Below are 16,742 nucleotides of genomic sequence, written 5' to 3'. Positions count from 1 at the left end.
TAGACGAAAAAATGTTTATTTTTCATCCACCATGTACGTTTTTCTCTGCCTAAAAGGTCCTTATAATTTAACATACAGTAAAACTAGGAGGGGAATTATGTTTCGTACGACTTTTGAATTCAAAGTGAGATGGGCAGACACGGATGCGGCGGGTATTGTTTACTTCCCCAATTTTTACAAGTGGATCGATCATGCCACCCATGACATTTTCACCGAAATAGGCTTTCCAGCATCTCAATTGCGGGATGAACAAAAGATTGGGTGGCCTTTACTCGAAACCCATTGCGAATTTAAGACACCTGCGTATTTCGAGGATGAAATTAGGCTCGAAACCCAGATTGTGGAAGTTCGGGACAAAGTATTCCGCATGACCCATGAGTTTTATCGGGGGGATACGCTGCTGGCCCATGGACACACGGTTCGGGCATGGACCTCTTTTGCGCAAGAAAAACCGAAAGCGGTTAGCATCCCTGAGCACATTCGTGAGATTTTTACGGGTTCGAAGACGTTTGCGGGGTAGGTAACATACCGTGTGCTGAGTAATCAATGGAGTTGAAAAATATGAGCCTAGTTGGTTGGAAGATTACCGATATTGAATACCGAGATTTGCAGGACCCGACGGTTATCTATCATCCGAGCACTACCGTAGATGCGCAAGGGGATTCCATGCTGACGGTCCACAAGCGCTTCACCCAAGAGATGCGATCCGCCTTGCAGCACCGTTGGCCTTTTCGGCTGCTCCAGGTTCAGGTTGATTCCCGGGATATTCTCGCTTTTGATGAGAAAGACGCCATCTGCAGCAAAATCTCGGTTGTATCTGAAGAATCCATTGATCGGCTGTATGGATCCAATGGCAAAAATATCGTCAGTATGATCAATCGGATTGCCAAAGTGAATTGGTTTTCATCTGCGGGAGAACATCAAGGCTGTTCGGATTGCAACAAGGCTATCTGGAAGGCTCTTTCCAATCTTTCCCTTGAGGGCTATCCGATCGCTTGGGTAAATGAAGAACACCTTCCCACCCTTATTGAAACGATGAATAGGGGGGGGAACAAGCTTTGGGACCGAGCGCAGGAGATCAGGGGCTATATCGCTCAGACAGCCGAGCCTCTAGAAAGGGGAGAAATATTAGCGGGTACCATCGATGGGATAGCAAAGCTGGTGAATCAGCCATCGCTTTGCGGAGCTTCCTTGCATTATCTGAGATCGGATGACAAGGTGCATTATGAGGCGAGCCAATCTGCGGTAAATATGATGAAAACGGCATGCGCTTGGGAGACCATGGGGGATCTGGCGGGGGGGTGGAGACTAAATCCATTTCAATATTTTATCGAATTATTTGAGCACGGCCATTGGCCGATTGGAATTGCAGATGGTAAATTTTATATCTTATAATAAGAAAGGGTTGGGGTCCGTGCAAGACATCAACCCCTTTTTGCATTCATAATGTAGGATAAAAATCTTTTCTTTCCTCTATTGTGTAGGATTAATTGTTTGTATATATTAATAGTAATGAAAATATAGAATATTATTTGTTGATACTGTTGGATGGGTGATGAAATGATAGATACCAAAAAGAGTGACTTACTGAGAGAAAAAATCAATCTTCATTTGCGGAAAACGGCTAGACAATTAGTTAAATTTGATACCTTAGATGAGACCCTCCATTATTTGATTCAATCTTTTTGGGACCAATTTTCCTGTGATTATGTATCCATCATTCTAAAGAATGGCGAAAATCTGGAAATCAAATCCGATAAGGGAGAGCTTATTTCATTCGCTGCATCATTTCCACTAAATGGTCAAGATTGTTCAAGTAGATTTTGGGAAGCGCCGGTGTGCAATTATAATGTTCTCGAAGAAGATCGGTGTGCGTTTCAGGAGAGTTTAGACGCTGAGGGGTTTGCTACCTGGTTTACGGTTCCGATCAAAGAAAGCGATTCCAATACATTGGGTATTTGTGTTATCGGCTTTCGCGATGTGGTTCCGTTCGTCATGGATGCAGACAAGTTATTTGTAGAATTCGGAAAAGATATTGCTGCAGCCATGGGAATGGCGATTCAAAAAGAAAGTGAAAAAAAGAAAATCAGCGGGATGGAATGGTTGAAGGAAAATGTTTATCTCGGATCATCCATTGAACAGTTAATCAAGAATATCGTAGAGAGAGCCGGTAAAGGAACTCATGCGGAATCTGCCTATGTTTACCTTTATGATGAATTTCAGAACTGTTTTCTCTATCAGCCCCCTTCCTATGGTCCCATGCTATCCGCAACTAGGATTCAATTAGACGAGAATTATCATTTGTTTCATCACTTCTCTTTTTTGGAAAGACCAGGGGGAGGAGAAATTACGATTCCCTTGATTGTCAATCTGAAAACGATCGGGGTTCTTCATGTTTTAAATAAAGCGAATGGATTATTTACCCCAGAAGATCTAGAGCTTCTGCAGTTTTTGGCATCCCATGTCTCGGTTCTCATTGAGAATGCAAGATTATATAAGAGTGAATTGGAAGATAAATCCCGTTTAGAAGAATTGATGATCCACCACCAGGAATTGGTCAAGCAAACACTCGTGGGAGAAGGCTTTGAACAGATTACCCAGTCCCTGTCCCAGATGATCAGGCGATCAGTCGTCTTATTCGACCGCTTTTTTCGTCCCATTTCATCCTGCTTCCGAGAGGAAGACCAAAGCTTGGAAAGCAAGCTCTTGGCCAAGCTGGATGCGGATAAATGGGCAATAGCTAACGCCAACACCAGGGTGCATTGGATGACAGGAGAGGATGACGGAGAATTTGGCATCTGGAAAGTCATAGGAGGCGGGGACTTACTGGGTTATCTGGGAATAAGCCTGAGCAAAAAGGAATTAGATATGGTCCTGCGCATGACCTTAAACCAGGCGATTAATGTCTTTGCGATACAATTCGTCAAGCAAAAGCTGATCCTTGATGCCAAGGAGCAAGTAAAGGATAGCTTCATCAATCAGCTCTTTGTCGAAAGGATCGAGGATAAAGAAAGACTAATGGAATATTCAAACCTGTTCAAGCTTAATCTCCATGAGCCGAATATTGTAGGGCTGATTTCCATTGAGTTTAATGACAGCGCATATAATCAAGCAGATCTATTGGATATAGAAGCGAGAAAGACATGGATTTGGGAGAGGATTCGAGAGGATTTATCCCAAAAAGAACCCGGCGTGATACTCACTCGAAAAGATGGGTTCTATATCATTATTACCTCCGAAAAAAAATCGCTAGAAAAGAAAAATTATTGGGATGGCATTTATCAACGGATGAAAAAAGTCATCTCTCAGGAATTCCAAGGGATTGAGGTATTCTTAGGGATCAGCCAAAGCGCAAAGGGAGTAGATGACTATTATACCTGTTATAAGCAAGCCATCCAAACGCTGAAAATCGTCAATACTCGCTATCGGGACAAAGGATTTTTAACTTTTGACAGTCTAGGCTCCTATACGGTCTTGCATCAGCTGCAAGAAACTTTTTCCGCTACGCTGTTCCTCAAAAAATACCTGGATCCCATTCTGGATTATGGAAATGGGAACGGGAAAGGAAAAGAGCTATTCCTTACATTGCGCATTTATTTGCAGATGAATGGAAATTTGAAAGATACGGCCGAACATCTCTTTATTCACCGAAGCTCGCTAAAATACCGTTTGGAGAAAATTCGCGAATTGCTGAACGTCAATATTGATGATGCAGAAGAGCGATTTAATCTCATGCTGGCCTACAAATTATATGACTTATACCATTTTTAGTGAGGAACTCTCAAATCTTTGGTTTGAGGGTTCTTTTTTTGCACCATTGTAACGAAAAAAAAAATATTTTTCCTTTGTCATGTAGGTGTATTTAAATAGCAATTTTTTCTAAAATTTAAACAAATGAATGTTTTTTAAATGTATACACAGTTCTTTTATGAGAGCGTTTTACTAACAATTCATGGGGGTGAAGTACCTATTTTTCTCTGAAACTAAGGCATAGTACTAGAGTTATCGAATTGAATAAATGGAGGGGTTAATGATGACGAAGAAAATGAAAGGGATTTTTACTCTTATGCTTGCCATGGCGTTGTTTCTCACGGCAGTCGGTTGCGGTCCGCAGTCGTCAAGCACGGTGCCTTCCAGCAGCAGTACGAATACATCGGGAGGGAATTCGGGCCAAGCCTCAGAGGAGATAAAGATTGGATTAGTTTTAGCAGAGACAGGTCCTGCATCTACGCTTGGCCTAACAGAAGTGCAAACGACCAGGCTGATTCAGAAGCAATTGGATGCAGAGGGCCCTATTAATGGAAAAACCATCAAATTGGTTATCCAAGACTATGAAACGGATGACACCAAAGCCGTCATCGCTATGGATCGCCTGCTTTCCGAAGGAGTGGTGGCCGTAGTGGGAGCGACCCAAGCCAGTACAACCATGGCGATTCTACCGAAAGCGGTATCGGCAAAAATTCCCTTCGTGACCGTTGCACCTGCTAAATCGGATGCAGAAAATGTTTTTGTCATGACGCCAAGCTCAAAGACGGTTGCCGTTCAAATTATAGACTGGCTGAAAAAGAAGAACATGACAAAAGTAGCTTGGGTAAATGCCAAAGATGCTTTCGGAGTGGATGGACTGCCCGCATTCGAGGAGCTTGCCAAGGAGAACAATATTGAAATTGTAGCCCACGAAGAGTTCGATGCAACGGCTACGGATATGACCGTTCAGTTAACGAATGTGAAAAAGAAGAATCCGGAAGTCGTTGTGGTTTGGTCGAGAACGCCTGGTGCTGGAATTGTCGCAAGGAACTTTAAATCGCTAGGCTTTAATGTACCGATGATTCAAAGCACGGCTTCAGCCAATCAGGGCTTCCTGGATCAAGTGAAGGATAATAATGAAGGGATTTATGTTATCGGCAGTAAGCTGAGTGTGGCAGACCAGTTGCCTGATTCGGAGCAAAAGAAAAGATTAGCTGCTTTCCGCGATGCCTTCCAAGCGGAATACAAAGGTGAACCTGACTTGTTTGCAGCCCATACCCAAGATGCCATTTCCATGATTGTGGAAGCGATTAAAGCAGGCAAAACGACTCCAGCGGATATTACGAGCTTCCTAAATATGGACTTAGGAAAATACCCGGGAATTACAGGAACGTTTGATTTTGCCGAGACTAGATTGACGGCTCAGCCAGATGGGTTGGCTGTACTCGGAATCGAGAACAATAGCTGGAAGTATAGCGAGTAAATCAAGTGAAGTTTATGGCAGAATCAGGTCTGCCATAAACTTTACGACTAGACAAGGAGGGTTTAGATGGATTCCGCTCAATTCTTGCAATTTCTTATTACGGGGCTAACGATAGGAAGCATTTATTCTTTGTTGGCCATCGGCTTTGTCACTATCTACAATACGACAGGGATCTTGAATTTTGCCCAGGGTGAATTCGCGATGATCGGTGCCATGTCTTGCATTTCATTGGTCGGGTTCGGCCTCCCGAAATTGGCTGCCATTCCTTTGGCTATTATCTTTACCGCCTTGATCGGGCTGTTCATTGAGAGGTCGGTGATCAACCCCGCACGGAATAATTCGACGGTCACCTTAATTATTATTACGATCGGGTTATCTATTTTGCTGAAAGGCTTAGGGTTAATCATTTGGGGGAGCTATCCGAAAACACTTTCTCCCCTGATCAGCATGCAGCCGATCAACTTCATGGAAGCGATCATTAATCCTCAAAGCTTAATCATCTTTGCCGCTTTATTTATCCTTCTGCTATTGCTCTTTTTCTTTTTTGATAAAACCTACATGGGCTCGGCGCTGAAAGCAAGTGAACGCAATCCCCGCGCGGCCAGCTTGATGGGGATTAATACGAAAACCATGTCTGCTTTATCCTTCGCCTTGGCTGCCGCCCTTGGTGCCATTGCCGGCATCATTATTACGCCATTGACAGATGCAACCTATGAAATGGGCTTTCTAATTGGATTGAAGGGGTTTGTGGCGATGGTCATCGGCGGGATGAATAATATTGCCGGAGCTGTAATGGGAGGTCTATTGATTGGTGTAATTGAAGCGTTTTCGGGAGGAGTGTTTTCGAGTACATACAGCGACTCCATCAGCTTTACGGTCTTGTTATTGGTGCTATTCTTTAAGCCAAATGGGTTATTCGGCAAAGCCAGCGGAGAAAGGGTATAGGAAGGGGGAAAAGAAATGGAGAACCTTGAAACAACGTTATACGGAAATCGCTGGAAACCATTGATCATCTTGACTGTTATCGTTTTGGCCTTACCGTTTTTTGTCCATGCGCCACATCTGTTTACCTTATTGATTCTCATCGGTTTATATGCCATTGCAACCATTGGATTGAGCCTTCTGATCGGCTATGCCGGCCAAGTTTCTTTGGGGCATGCCGCGTTCTTTGGGATTGGGGCGTATGTTTCAGGAATGCTTACTACGAAATTAACTTTGTCGCCTTGGCTGGCTATGGGAATTGGAATTATCCTGACATTTTTTATCGCTTATGTAATCGGAATACCTATCTTAAAACTAAAAGGACATTTTCTTGCACTTGCCACCTTAGGCTTTAATATCATTGTCAACGTTCTGATTGTTGGATTGGATGATTATACCGGTGGGCCGCTAGGATTGAATGGAATTCCTGAGCTAAACCTCTTAGGTCTTGATCTGGGCAATCCTCTCTATTTCTACTATTTTACGTGGTTGGTTGTCGGGATCATCATCCTTTTCTCCACGAACATCGTTCGTTCTCATGTAGGGCGGCTGCTGAGAAGCATTCACGACAGTGAAATCGCTACGCAAACGCTTGGCGTGAATGTAGCCAAGTATAAGGTTGCCATCTTTGCCATTAGTGCTGCTTATGCTTCCTTGGCGGGAAGCTTGTACGCCCACTTCATCAACTTCATTGCTCCGCCCACTTTCAATATCAGCTTATCCATACTGCTGCTCATCATGGTTATGATTGGCGGGAGCTATTCCCTATATGGGGCTATTTTAGGTACAGCGATCATCTTGTTTTTACAGGAAGGCATCCGGTTTGTTGGACATAACTATTTGCATATCAGCGGCCCTGTTGAGATTGTTGTTTACGGATTCATGATTATTGTCGTCATGATGTTTGCTCCCAAAGGCTTCATTTCCATTGGATCGGGACTTTATCATCAATTTTCAGCCGGAAAAAGCAAAGAGCTGGCCGAAGCGAAAGGAGTCTTGAATGAGTAATCTATTAGAAGTCAAAGGGCTAACCAAAAGATTCGGTGGTGTAGTCGCTGTCAATCATGTGGATTTTCATGTAGGAAAAGGGGAAATCGTTGCTGTGATTGGCCCTAATGGTGCCGGAAAAACCACCCTATTTAATATGATATCTTGCTTTATTCCGCCATCTGACGGAAAGGTTTACTATAAAGGGAATCTGTTAACTGGGAAAAAAATATACGAATTGGCGCCGCTGGGCATTTCTAGGACCTTTCAAAACCTGCAAATCTTCCAAAATATGAGTGTCCTGGAGAATATCATGATGGGGGCCCATGTGAAGCTGAAAACGAAGGTATTAAGTGCCGGATTCCGGTTGCCTGTGGTGAAGAAGGATGAAGAGCTATCCTATCAATCGGCTTTGCAGGCCATAGAGATGATGGGGCTAGAAAAAGTCATGCATGAAAAGGCGGGACAACTGTCCTATGGAATCCAAAAGCAGATCGAGTTTGCCCGCGCCGTGATGTACGAACCTGAACTCATTCTGCTTGATGAACCAATGGCAGGACTGAATGACACCGATACGAATCGGATGTCAGAGTATATCGTGGAATATAAAAAGAAAGGATGCTCGTTCCTGTTCGTGGAGCATAAGATGGCGGCGGTCATGGAAATAGCGGACCGGATCGTGGTCATTGATTTCGGTCAAAAAATTGCCGAAGGGACACCGGCGGAAATTCAGCGGAATGAAAAGGTTATCAAGGCGTATTTGGGAGAGGAGGTGGTCTAATGCTTCAGGTAGAGAATGTAAGTACACAGATCGGGAACATAGAAATCCTCCATTCTATCAGTCTCGAGGTCCATAGTGGAGAAATCGTTTCGGTTATCGGTGCCAATGGCGCGGGAAAAAGTACCTTATTGAATACACTGGCTGGCCTATATAAACCTTCTACGGGGAGAGTTGTCTTGCATGGCGAGGCGATCAGCGGCTTTCCTGCCCATCAGGTCGTCGGAAAAGGATTGGTGCTGGTCCCTGAGGGCCGGCAGATTTTCAGCAATCAGACGGTTAGGGAAAATTTGCTGTTAGGAATGTACTCCAAGTACTATAAAGAAAAGAATCTAGTAAATGAAAATTTGGAAAAAGTGCTGGAGATGTTCCCTAACTTAAAAAAACACTTCAATAATCTAGGCGGGAACCTAAGCGGAGGAGAACAGCAGATGCTAGCCATCGGAAGGGGACTGATGTCAAACCCGAAGATCATCTTATTGGATGAGCCCTCAATGGGCTTAGCGCCGATTATTGTAAACGAGATACTAGAAAATCTAGTAGTGATTAAAGAGAAGCTGGGTACCATGGTCATTCTCGTTGAACAGAACGTGAAGGCCGCTTTAAAAGTCGCAAATCGGGCCTATGTCATTGATCAGGGCAGAATTGTCCTGCACGGAACCAATGAAGAGATCGGCAATAATCCGGAAGTCATGTCAGCCTACTTAGGAATCAAAAAGACAGGATAATGAAGGATTACAAGGGAGTGGATGTTCATGTTTCAATTATCTGAGGATCACATCGCCATTCGAACGCTAGCGAGGGACTTTGCTAATGATGTCATTTTCCCCATCGCAAGAAAGTATGATGAGGAAGAAACGTTTCCGATGCACCTCATGAAAAAGTTTCGGGAATGCGGCCTTGTCAATTTGGGCATTCCGGAGGAATATGGCGGACCGGGAATTGATAAGATTTCACAGGCGCTAATCTTGGAAGAGTTGGCTCGAGGCTGTGCGGGAATCACCACGAGCCTAGATGGCAACTCCTTGTCGTCCTATCCCATTCTCGTGGGTGGGAGCGAAGAATTAAAGAAACGATTTTTAACCCGGCTAACGCATGGGGAAGAGTTTGCTGCGTTTGCCCTGACGGAGCCTGAAGCGGGAAGCGATGTCGCCAACGCGTCTACAACGATCAGAAGGGTAGGGGATGAATATATCCTCAACGGGGACAAATGCTTTATTTCCAACGCGAGCTTTGCGCATTTCTTTGTCGTCCTGGCCAAGCAGCCGGAACTAGGGGATGTCAGAAAGTTCTCGGCTTTGATTGTCGAGCGGGAGTCAGCGGGAGTAACCATTGGACCAAAGGAGAAGAAAATGGGTCTTCGCGCTTCGGATACGGCATCGGTCTCCTTTTCGGAAGTGAGGGTCCCGGTTGCCCATCGCATCGGAAATGAAGGGGAAGGTTTTAAGATTTTCATGAAGGCACTCTCTTATGCCCGTCCCATGGTAGGGGCGCAGGCGCTAGGCGTTGCGCAAGGGGCTTATGAAGCAGCGCTGGCTTATTCCAAAGAGAGGAAGCAGTTCGGTCAACCCATTTCCCAATTTCAAGCCATTCAATTTATGCTGGCGGATATGGCCATGAATATTGAAGCGGCCCGTTTACTGGTGCATAAAGCAGCCTTTCTGTTGCAGGAAGGCCGACCATCGATGAAGCATGCTTCTTTTGCCAAGTGCTTTGCAGCAGATACCGCCATGAAGTTGACTACAGACGCCGTGCAAGTCTTTGGGGGATATGGTTACATCAGGGAATACCCTGTGGAGAAATATATGCGCGATGCAAAAATAATGCAAATCTATGAAGGGACGAATCAAATCCAGCGCGTGGTCATTGCGAAGGAGATTTTGTCTTAGATTAAGATATTCAAGCCTAGAACGTCGTGGTTCTGGGCTTGTTTTATGTGCTTATCACCATGTAGCTATTTCTTTTCACTGGAAAAATATATAATGGTCATGTAAACTTAAGGAAAATATGGAAAAGAGATATCGGTGGCGGTGATAGGATGAATAATGACGACAACAAGGTTAGACTGGCTAAACGCGGTGAAGTAGCACGGGGAATTTATCATATCGAGGTGCCGACCCCATTTGCGGTAGGGCCAGTTAATATTTATCTTCTGGAAGGGGAAAGGTTAACGCTTGTTGACGTGGGCCCCTTAACACCGGAGGCTTGGCAAGCTGTAACACAGGGAATCGAAGACATAGGTTATAGCTTAAGTGACATTCAACAAGTTGTATTAACCCACAATCATGTGGATCATACAGGACTATTGGAACGTATGCGTCTAGCCTCTGGAGCTCGTACGTTTTCCCATCCTTTAGCTGTATCCTACGTAGAGTGGAATGAAGAATTTAGCGCTTTTCACCGACAGTTTTTTGATAAGCTGTATCGTGAAAATGGAGTGCCGGAAGAATCTCTGAGCATTATTGAAAAGTATCATAAGAGGATGATGACATTTGCCGAACGGAGCCAGATCGATGAAGTGCTGAAACATGAGCAGGCAATGCCTGGGTTATCCGAGTGGCAAGTTTTGTACACGCCTGGCCATAGCCAGGACCATATCTCACTTTACCGAGCAGAAGATGGGGTGATGATCGCAGGCGATCATCTAATCAAGCATATTTCCTCAAATGCTTTTGTTGAGCCTCCTCAAGGCCATTCCGATCAACGGCCTCTAACGCTGGTTCAGTATCGCACGGCATTGGAGATGTGTGCAAGCAAAGAGATCGAGATCATTTTTGCAGGCCATGGTGAGCCGATAACGAACCATCGCGAGTTGATCTCGCAACGTTTGCAAAAGAATTGGGAACGGACAGACCGACTTCGCCAACTATTGCGGGATGGTGAAAAAACAGCCTATGAATTGGCAACTTTACTATTCCCTACGAAGTATAAGAAGGAGCTTCCTTTGGTTTTGTCGGAAACTTTAGGACATATTGATTTGTTAATGATCCTTCATCAATTGGAAGTAAGAGAGAAAGACGGTGTTCTGTATTATTCTATTTGATTTGGATAGCTCTTTTTAGGATGAAACTTAAAAAGGGCTTTTTTATTTGCGCAACGAAAGGGGATAAAACCGTTCATCAAGAATGAAATTATATGCATTTTTGCTTCATTATGACTGTAGAAGGAAGAACGAAATTGTATTACAATAGGACTAAACGTTTTTATAGTAATTTACCAAATCTGAATATTGTGCTTTTGGAAGCGCTCTTTATAGAAATAGAGAAAACCAAAACACTTAAGATATAAACAGTTATTTTCAAGAATCAGATAAAAAGATAGGTAGGATAAAGGAGAAGTAATATGAAACCTAGATCATTGCTATTTACTATTTTCGGCTTATATATCCGTGATTATGGCAGCGAAATTTGGATCGGAAGCTTAACGAGGCTTATGACACCTTTCGGGTTTACAGAGCAAGCGGTTCGGGCCGCGATTTCTCGCATGTTCCGTCAAGAGTGGATTGAGTCAAGAAAGATAGGCAATAAAAGCTACTATTCCATGACTCCTCGTGGGGTGAAGAGATTGGAAGAAGCTGCGGCAAGAATTTACCGTCGCGATGTGAACCAATGGGATGGCACTTGGAATATTGTCAGTTACAGTATTCCGGAAAAGAATCGGGAACTGAGGGATCAACTGCGCAAAGAGCTGTCCTGGCTCGGCTTTGGAATGCTGTCCAGCAGTACCTGGATTAGCCCCAATAAGCTAACAGGCAAGGTAGAGGATCTCATTGATGCCTATGATTTAAAAGGATATGTGGAAATATTTGCGTCTGCCCATCAAGGGAGTGGGGAACCTAGGAGCTTAATTGAGCGATGCTGGAATCTTGAAGAAATTAATGGCTTTTATCAAGCTTTTATAGATGAATATAAACCGCGTTTTGAGGATTTTAAGCAAAAGAAATGGAATGCCCCCTCCGATTTGGATAGCTTTTGCTTCATCGAAAAGACTCAGATGGTCCATCAGTATAGAAAATCCTTATTTATTGATCCTAATCTACCGAAAGAATTGCTGCCTGATTACTGGCTGGGAGAGACAGCCGCTCGTTTGTTTGAAGAATATGACGCACTACTAGACCCTGGTGCAAAGAGGTTCTTTAATGAGGTGCTGGTCACTCCAAATGATAAAGAGCTATGTACTACCATGGGGAAATAATATTGGGACAGTAAAAAATAAAAGTGAACAAAAGCCGTCTACTATCATGGAGTAGACGGTTTTTTGGCACGGTCAGCAATGGGATTTGTTTGGCTTGCGGGTTGTAGTCATTACACTATTGTGAGTTTGGGGATCCGTTTCGTGATCAAACAGTTCCACCTTGGGAGAATTTATAAAAAATCGTGAGTATGACCTCCATTAATCCGGGTGAGCCGGTCCATAAGTCGTTTTTAACCCAGCCAATCTGTAATGATTTCCTACCCTATGGGTCATTTCCCATCGGAGGAGTTGAAGAAAAGAATGAACGGAGATATCGAAGACTTTTTGAACGTCCATTATTAAATCGATATGTGATTCGTGGGTTGGAAGCACACCGACTATGATGTTGCGGCTATATTTTTTAGGAGGTCATCACTTTGCGTGATGACCTCTTCTTTTATTTATCTTAATACAGATCCCGCTATTTCAAGAAAATGATTGATTTCCATCTTAAAAGATGATACATTTACCTGACAGTCGTCAGGGGGTGGAGCAATTGACGGTTAATCGAATAAAACAAGTGGCATTAACTCATTTTGCCATCAACGGATATGACGGAACCTCATTAGCTCAAATAGCCGAAACCGTTGGGATAAAAAAGCAATCCATTGCAACTTACTTCCGAAAAAAAGAAGACTTGTTTTTAGCCGTGTTTGAAGAAATGGTCCGAGACTACATTAGTTTCATAAAAAAATTGCATGATGAATTGCACTCAGAAACAGTAGAGAAAAAACTGCAGTATATTTTGTATCAAAGCTACCAATACAAAGTGAAGAATCCTGAACAAACGGCTTTTTATAAACGAGCGATACATTTTCCGCCACCGTTCCTAGAAACAAAAATCCGCGATGAAATTACTAAAATGGAGGAACAATCCTCTGTATTATATCGGGACGTTTTTGAAGAAGGGATACGGACAAATGTCATAAAAAATCAGGAGCTAGAAAATCTTTTAGCTGCTTATTATTGCTTAATAGATGGAATCACCATGCAAATGTTTTTTTATGATACAGAGGAATTTAATAAACGCCTTTCGAGTATCTGGAAGATTTTTTGGGATGGGATCAAACAAAAGGAAGACTTTAGGAAAGGATGATTTTCATGGAAGCCAAACGTGTTACCACTCAAAAACAATTAGAGGATGCGTTTCATATTAGACGGGCCGTATTTGTTGAGGAACAAGGAGTGCCTTTAGCAGATGAATTCGATGAACATGAAGACCATGCGGAGCACATCTTGGTCTATTTCGAAGGTCAACCGGTTGGGACGGGAAGAATGCGAATTGCAGATGAAATGGCCAAACTGGAAAGAATTTGCCTTTTGGCTCCATATCGGAAGTATGGGCTTGGCAAATTGATCATAGGGACCCTTGAACAGCTAGCGAGTGAAAAGGGGATGACAAAGGCGAAATTACATGGACAAACACATGCGGAGGGGTTTTACCAAAAGCTAGGATACGAGACGAAGTCCCCTGTCTTTATGGAGGACGGAATTCCGCATGTTTTGATGGTGAAAAATCTTTAAGATGGAACTAATACTTCGACGATTTACATTTTATACTTTAGGAATCCTCATTTTAACCTTCGGGATTGCCCTGTCTATTCTATCAAACTTGGGAACCAGCCCCTTTGATGCCCTGCTTGTTGGTTTATATCGGAGCTTTGGATTAACTATAGGGAGCTGGGAAATCGTTGTAGGTCTTTTAATGGTTATATGTAACGCTCTAGCCGAAAAACGCCGTCCTGAATACTTGGCCTTATTAACCTCGTTCATTACGGGAATTGGTATTGATTTGTGGATGTATCTCTTAGCTGACTGGTTGCACCCCATTACTATCCTAAGCAGAACCATCTGTTTAGTTATGGGTATGGTGGTTGGCGGTTTGGGCATCGCGATCAACCTTCAGTCCAATTTTGCACCCAATCCGATGGACCGCTCGATGCAAGTGGTAAGAAATTTAACGGGTTTGAATTTCGCGATTTCCAGAGCATTAATAAGTATCGTACTTGTACTTCTCGCTTTTATGTTTGGCGGCCCCATTGGAGTGGGGACCATTTTATCCGCCCTTTTTACAGGAGTGATGATTAGCTTTTTTATGCCATTGGTTGCATTAGATAAAAAACGTACGAATTCACAAGAAAGATTATCGTCATAATGGCGCAGTTAATTCTTCTATATGGTCATAAAGAAAAGAGTATGAGTTGGGATTATCCCATTACTCATACTCTTTTTTATCCTTCTTTTGTAGGTGCTAAGAAATTTGTTGCATTTTCTTTTTCTGGCCTTACCGCCATCGTGCCTCCTAATAAAAAGGCCCCGCTTATAAAAAAGACAGAGATGACACCTACCCATGATCCTACGATTCCAAAGAATATGGGGGCAATCAGTTGGGAAAGCCGGTTGGTTGTAAGCCGCAGGCCGAGAACTTCTCCGGTCCTTGATTTGGGGGAGACGTTATAGGTGGTGGTCATGGACAGAGGCTGTCCGCAACCCAGGCCAAATCCCATTATTGCGCTCCACAAAGCGAGCAAATAAACCTGACTTGTGAATGGAACCAGAAGAAAAGATAGCCCTGCAATGACGATAGAAGCAATAAGGATTCGATCCCGACCGTAGGTATCTGCAAGCTTGGTTAGGCAGACTCGCACCATCATCATGGCAAAGCCTTGGATGGACAAAATCCAACCGATGGTGGAAGCAGATATGCCCATATCTTTCGCATACAACGGAAAGTAGGCTACAAATATATCCCGTGAATATAAAACTAAGGCACTAGAAATCAAGGCTTTTCGCAGCACAGATATTTTTAGCAAACCAATGGATGCAGTTAGGCCAATCTTTTTGTTTATTTTTGGCTGAATGGTGTGTGGGATAAGCAAAGAAATGGCTATCGGCACAACGCAAAGGAGAAGGGATACAAGAAAAGCTGATCCATAAGAAAAATACTGGACTAAGTACCCGCCTGTAACTGGACCCAAGATGGATGCCAGAGACACCGCGGTCGAGAATATGCCGAAATAGTGATCCCGCTTTTCAGGCGGTGACCAGTTTCCAAGTACGTTCTGTAAGGAAAGAACGACAAACACATGGGATATGCCAGCGATGACTTGGCTTACATAGAGGGCCCACATGGCAGGGAATAGGAAAGGAAGGCACATTCCGATAGCAACCCCAATCATGCCAAACAAGACAGGGAGGCGATCTCCCACTTTATCAGCAATCTTTCCCGCATAGATCGCGATCAATAAGGGAAAAAAAGCGTAAGTGGCAGTTAACACGCCAATTTCAAACGTGCTGGCTCCCAATTCCGAAGCAAACAATGTGATGATGGGCCTGGTTAGATTAAGAACTAACTGAAAGCCGAAAATGATAATAATGACTGTTTGAAGAACCATCTTAATTCACCTCTTTGAGTTAACGATATTATACTCTGTTGCATCTCTGGGTGAAAATATCAAAAGGCTATGGCTTGCCATAAAAAAAAATTATGGCATAAAAAATGCTAGAACCCCAATCAAAAGCAGGAGCTCTAGCTACTATAGCTTAAATATCATGTTTGAAATCCAATCCCTCTACAAAGTCGACAAACGCTTTGACGATCTTCGTTTCTAGCGACTTCTGATGATAGAACATCCATGTTTTTCGAACGATAGGCTTGCCGTCTTTATCTGTCAGATTAATGCGGTGAAGATGAGGATGTTTATCGGCAAACACGCTTGGCAGAATCCCATATCCTAACCCGTTGATTACCATTTCTGTGCATGTATCGCCTTTGTCCACTTCCATGACCATATTGGGTGGTTCCGAGAAATTCCGGCTCCACCAATGATCGATAATATCTTTTAAAAGAGCATCCGATTCATACTCAATTCTTGGCAATTGAGGTAATTGCTCAAGCTCCAACTTGCTACTAGAAGTAACGCAAATATTTTCTTCAAAAAGAAGCGACTTGCATTCTGGCCAGTCGTACTCTCCGCGTACAATCCCGACATGGACATTTTGGTTATAGATATGATTAAAAACCGTCCGGCTAAATCCGTTGATCACTTTAAATTCTACTTTAGGAAATTTTTTGCGGAAAAGGCCTAAAAGGCGGGGCATTTTATACCTCGATATGTAATTGGAAACCCCCAGGCGCAAGGTTCCGACGACCTCTTCTTCAATATTCAGTGTCTGCTCTTTGATTTCACGCAGGCGATCCAGCATCTCATCCGCACATTTGGCTAAATACTCTCCTTGGGGGGTAAAGTGAACGCCTTTGCTCCCGCGCTCCACAATGGTGACTTTGAATTCTTTTTCCATTTGCTGTAGTCGTTTCGTTAAGGAGGGTTGCGTAATATACAAGCTCTCCGCGGCTTTGGTAATATTCATTTTTTCATACAAGGCTTTCAAAATGAGCCAATCCCGATCATCCATGGATCATCCCTCCTGGTGGTGATAAGACAGCAACAGTTCTTCCAGTAGTACATTACCACATTTCATAGCGTCATAGACAGGCTAGGTGGAGCAGCAAGGATGAAAAGGATCATAGGC

16 protein-coding genes are annotated in these 16,742 nt (G+C 43.4%); 14 read left to right on the top strand and 2 right to left on the bottom strand.

Features of this window, described 5'->3' with window-relative positions; all coding sequences use genetic code 11:
- Positions 1–97: 97 nt before the first annotated feature.
- From ABLT31_RS16970 to ABLT31_RS16905, 14 genes are all read left to right on the top strand, one after another.
- Positions 98–520 (top strand): acyl-CoA thioesterase, encoded by a 423-nt coding sequence (locus tag ABLT31_RS16970; RefSeq protein WP_367753701.1) that lies wholly within the window; start codon positions 98–100, stop codon positions 518–520.
- Between the two features lie 41 nt (positions 521–561).
- Entirely contained in the window at positions 562–1,395 is an 834-nt protein-coding gene (locus tag ABLT31_RS16965) for a hypothetical protein (protein ID WP_367753699.1), read from the top strand.
- 165 nt (positions 1,396–1,560) lie between these two features.
- Positions 1,561–3,771 carry a helix-turn-helix domain-containing protein gene (locus tag ABLT31_RS16960; protein ID WP_367753697.1) on the top strand — a complete coding sequence of 737 codons (2,211 nt, stop codon included), beginning with the start codon at positions 1,561–1,563 and terminating at the stop codon, positions 3,769–3,771.
- Between the two features lie 262 nt (positions 3,772–4,033).
- Entirely contained in the window at positions 4,034–5,230 is a 1,197-nt protein-coding gene (locus tag ABLT31_RS16955) for an ABC transporter substrate-binding protein (RefSeq protein WP_367753695.1), read from the top strand.
- Between the two features lie 66 nt (positions 5,231–5,296).
- Positions 5,297–6,175: a branched-chain amino acid ABC transporter permease gene (locus tag ABLT31_RS16950; protein ID WP_367753693.1), complete on the top strand. Its 879-nt coding sequence runs from the start codon at positions 5,297–5,299 to the stop codon at positions 6,173–6,175.
- 15 nt (positions 6,176–6,190) lie between these two features.
- On the top strand, positions 6,191–7,219 hold the full coding sequence (locus tag ABLT31_RS16945; protein WP_367753691.1) for a branched-chain amino acid ABC transporter permease: 1,029 nt from the start codon (positions 6,191–6,193) through the stop codon (positions 7,217–7,219).
- On the top strand, positions 7,212–7,979 hold the full coding sequence (locus ABLT31_RS16940; protein ID WP_367753689.1) for an ABC transporter ATP-binding protein: 768 nt from the start codon (positions 7,212–7,214) through the stop codon (positions 7,977–7,979). Before ABLT31_RS16945 ends, ABLT31_RS16940 begins: the two co-directional genes overlap by 8 nt.
- Positions 7,979–8,704 (top strand): ABC transporter ATP-binding protein, encoded by a 726-nt coding sequence (locus ABLT31_RS16935; protein WP_367753687.1) that lies wholly within the window; start codon positions 7,979–7,981, stop codon positions 8,702–8,704. The genes ABLT31_RS16940 and ABLT31_RS16935 overlap by 1 nt, the downstream gene beginning before the upstream one ends.
- Positions 8,705–8,731: 27 nt before the next feature.
- Positions 8,732–9,865: an acyl-CoA dehydrogenase family protein gene (locus ABLT31_RS16930; protein WP_367753685.1), complete on the top strand. Its 1,134-nt coding sequence runs from the start codon at positions 8,732–8,734 to the stop codon at positions 9,863–9,865.
- Positions 9,866–10,014: 149 nt separating this feature from the next.
- Positions 10,015–11,019 carry an MBL fold metallo-hydrolase gene (locus ABLT31_RS16925; RefSeq protein ID WP_367753683.1) on the top strand — a complete coding sequence of 335 codons (1,005 nt, stop codon included), beginning with the start codon at positions 10,015–10,017 and terminating at the stop codon, positions 11,017–11,019.
- Positions 11,020–11,318: 299 nt separating this feature from the next.
- Positions 11,319–12,170, top strand: coding sequence for a phenylacetic acid degradation operon negative regulatory protein PaaX (gene paaX / locus ABLT31_RS16920; protein WP_367753681.1), 852 nt, complete (start codon positions 11,319–11,321; stop codon positions 12,168–12,170).
- Positions 12,171–12,705: 535 nt separating this feature from the next.
- Positions 12,706–13,305 (top strand): TetR/AcrR family transcriptional regulator, encoded by a 600-nt coding sequence (locus ABLT31_RS16915; RefSeq protein WP_367753679.1) that lies wholly within the window; start codon positions 12,706–12,708, stop codon positions 13,303–13,305.
- Positions 13,306–13,310: 5 nt separating this feature from the next.
- Complete coding sequence (locus tag ABLT31_RS16910) at positions 13,311–13,733, top strand: GNAT family N-acetyltransferase (protein ID WP_367753677.1); 423 nt, start codon at positions 13,311–13,313, stop codon at positions 13,731–13,733.
- Position 13,734: 1 nt separating this feature from the next.
- Entirely contained in the window at positions 13,735–14,364 is a 630-nt protein-coding gene (locus tag ABLT31_RS16905; protein ID WP_367753675.1) for a YczE/YyaS/YitT family protein, read from the top strand.
- A 76-nt stretch (positions 14,365–14,440) separates the two neighbouring features.
- Here the strand turns inward: ABLT31_RS16905 and ABLT31_RS16900 are convergent, their stop codons facing one another.
- Both ABLT31_RS16900 and ABLT31_RS16895 read right to left on the bottom strand, forming a co-directional pair.
- On the bottom strand, positions 14,441–15,604 hold the full coding sequence (locus tag ABLT31_RS16900; RefSeq protein WP_367753673.1) for an MFS transporter: 1,164 nt from the start codon (positions 15,602–15,604) through the stop codon (positions 14,441–14,443).
- 148 nt (positions 15,605–15,752) lie between these two features.
- Complete coding sequence (locus ABLT31_RS16895; protein ID WP_367753671.1) at positions 15,753–16,625, bottom strand: LysR family transcriptional regulator; 873 nt, start codon at positions 16,623–16,625, stop codon at positions 15,753–15,755.
- Positions 16,626–16,742 lie beyond the last annotated feature (117 nt).

This window comes from Ammoniphilus soli (assembly GCF_040813775.1).
Note: the sequence above shows the minus strand (reverse complement) of the source record. Positions and strands in the feature narration are given on the sequence as shown.

What these genes read in the sequence shown, in the direction of transcription:
- ABLT31_RS16925 (WP_367753683.1), top strand. Translation starts at nt 10,015, where the DNA reads ATGAATAATGACGACAACAAGGTTAGACTGGCTAAACGCGGTGAAGTA.
- ABLT31_RS16900 (WP_367753673.1), bottom strand. Translation starts at nt 15,604, where the DNA reads ATGGTTCTTCAAACAGTCATTATTATCATTTTCGGCTTTCAGTTAGTT.
- ABLT31_RS16950 (WP_367753693.1), top strand. Translation starts at nt 5,297, where the DNA reads ATGGATTCCGCTCAATTCTTGCAATTTCTTATTACGGGGCTAACGATA.
- ABLT31_RS16895 (WP_367753671.1), bottom strand. Translation starts at nt 16,625, where the DNA reads ATGGATGATCGGGATTGGCTCATTTTGAAAGCCTTGTATGAAAAAATG.
- ABLT31_RS16910 (WP_367753677.1), top strand. Translation starts at nt 13,311, where the DNA reads ATGGAAGCCAAACGTGTTACCACTCAAAAACAATTAGAGGATGCGTTT.
- ABLT31_RS16970 (WP_367753701.1), top strand. Translation starts at nt 98, where the DNA reads ATGTTTCGTACGACTTTTGAATTCAAAGTGAGATGGGCAGACACGGAT.
- ABLT31_RS16955 (WP_367753695.1), top strand. Translation starts at nt 4,034, where the DNA reads ATGACGAAGAAAATGAAAGGGATTTTTACTCTTATGCTTGCCATGGCG.
- ABLT31_RS16930 (WP_367753685.1), top strand. Translation starts at nt 8,732, where the DNA reads ATGTTTCAATTATCTGAGGATCACATCGCCATTCGAACGCTAGCGAGG.
- ABLT31_RS16965 (WP_367753699.1), top strand. Translation starts at nt 562, where the DNA reads ATGAGCCTAGTTGGTTGGAAGATTACCGATATTGAATACCGAGATTTG.
- ABLT31_RS16940 (WP_367753689.1), top strand. Translation starts at nt 7,212, where the DNA reads ATGAGTAATCTATTAGAAGTCAAAGGGCTAACCAAAAGATTCGGTGGT.
- ABLT31_RS16905 (WP_367753675.1), top strand. Translation starts at nt 13,735, where the DNA reads ATGGAACTAATACTTCGACGATTTACATTTTATACTTTAGGAATCCTC.
- ABLT31_RS16945 (WP_367753691.1), top strand. Translation starts at nt 6,191, where the DNA reads ATGGAGAACCTTGAAACAACGTTATACGGAAATCGCTGGAAACCATTG.
- ABLT31_RS16960 (WP_367753697.1), top strand. Translation starts at nt 1,561, where the DNA reads ATGATAGATACCAAAAAGAGTGACTTACTGAGAGAAAAAATCAATCTT.
- paaX (WP_367753681.1), top strand. Translation starts at nt 11,319, where the DNA reads ATGAAACCTAGATCATTGCTATTTACTATTTTCGGCTTATATATCCGT.
- ABLT31_RS16935 (WP_367753687.1), top strand. Translation starts at nt 7,979, where the DNA reads ATGCTTCAGGTAGAGAATGTAAGTACACAGATCGGGAACATAGAAATC.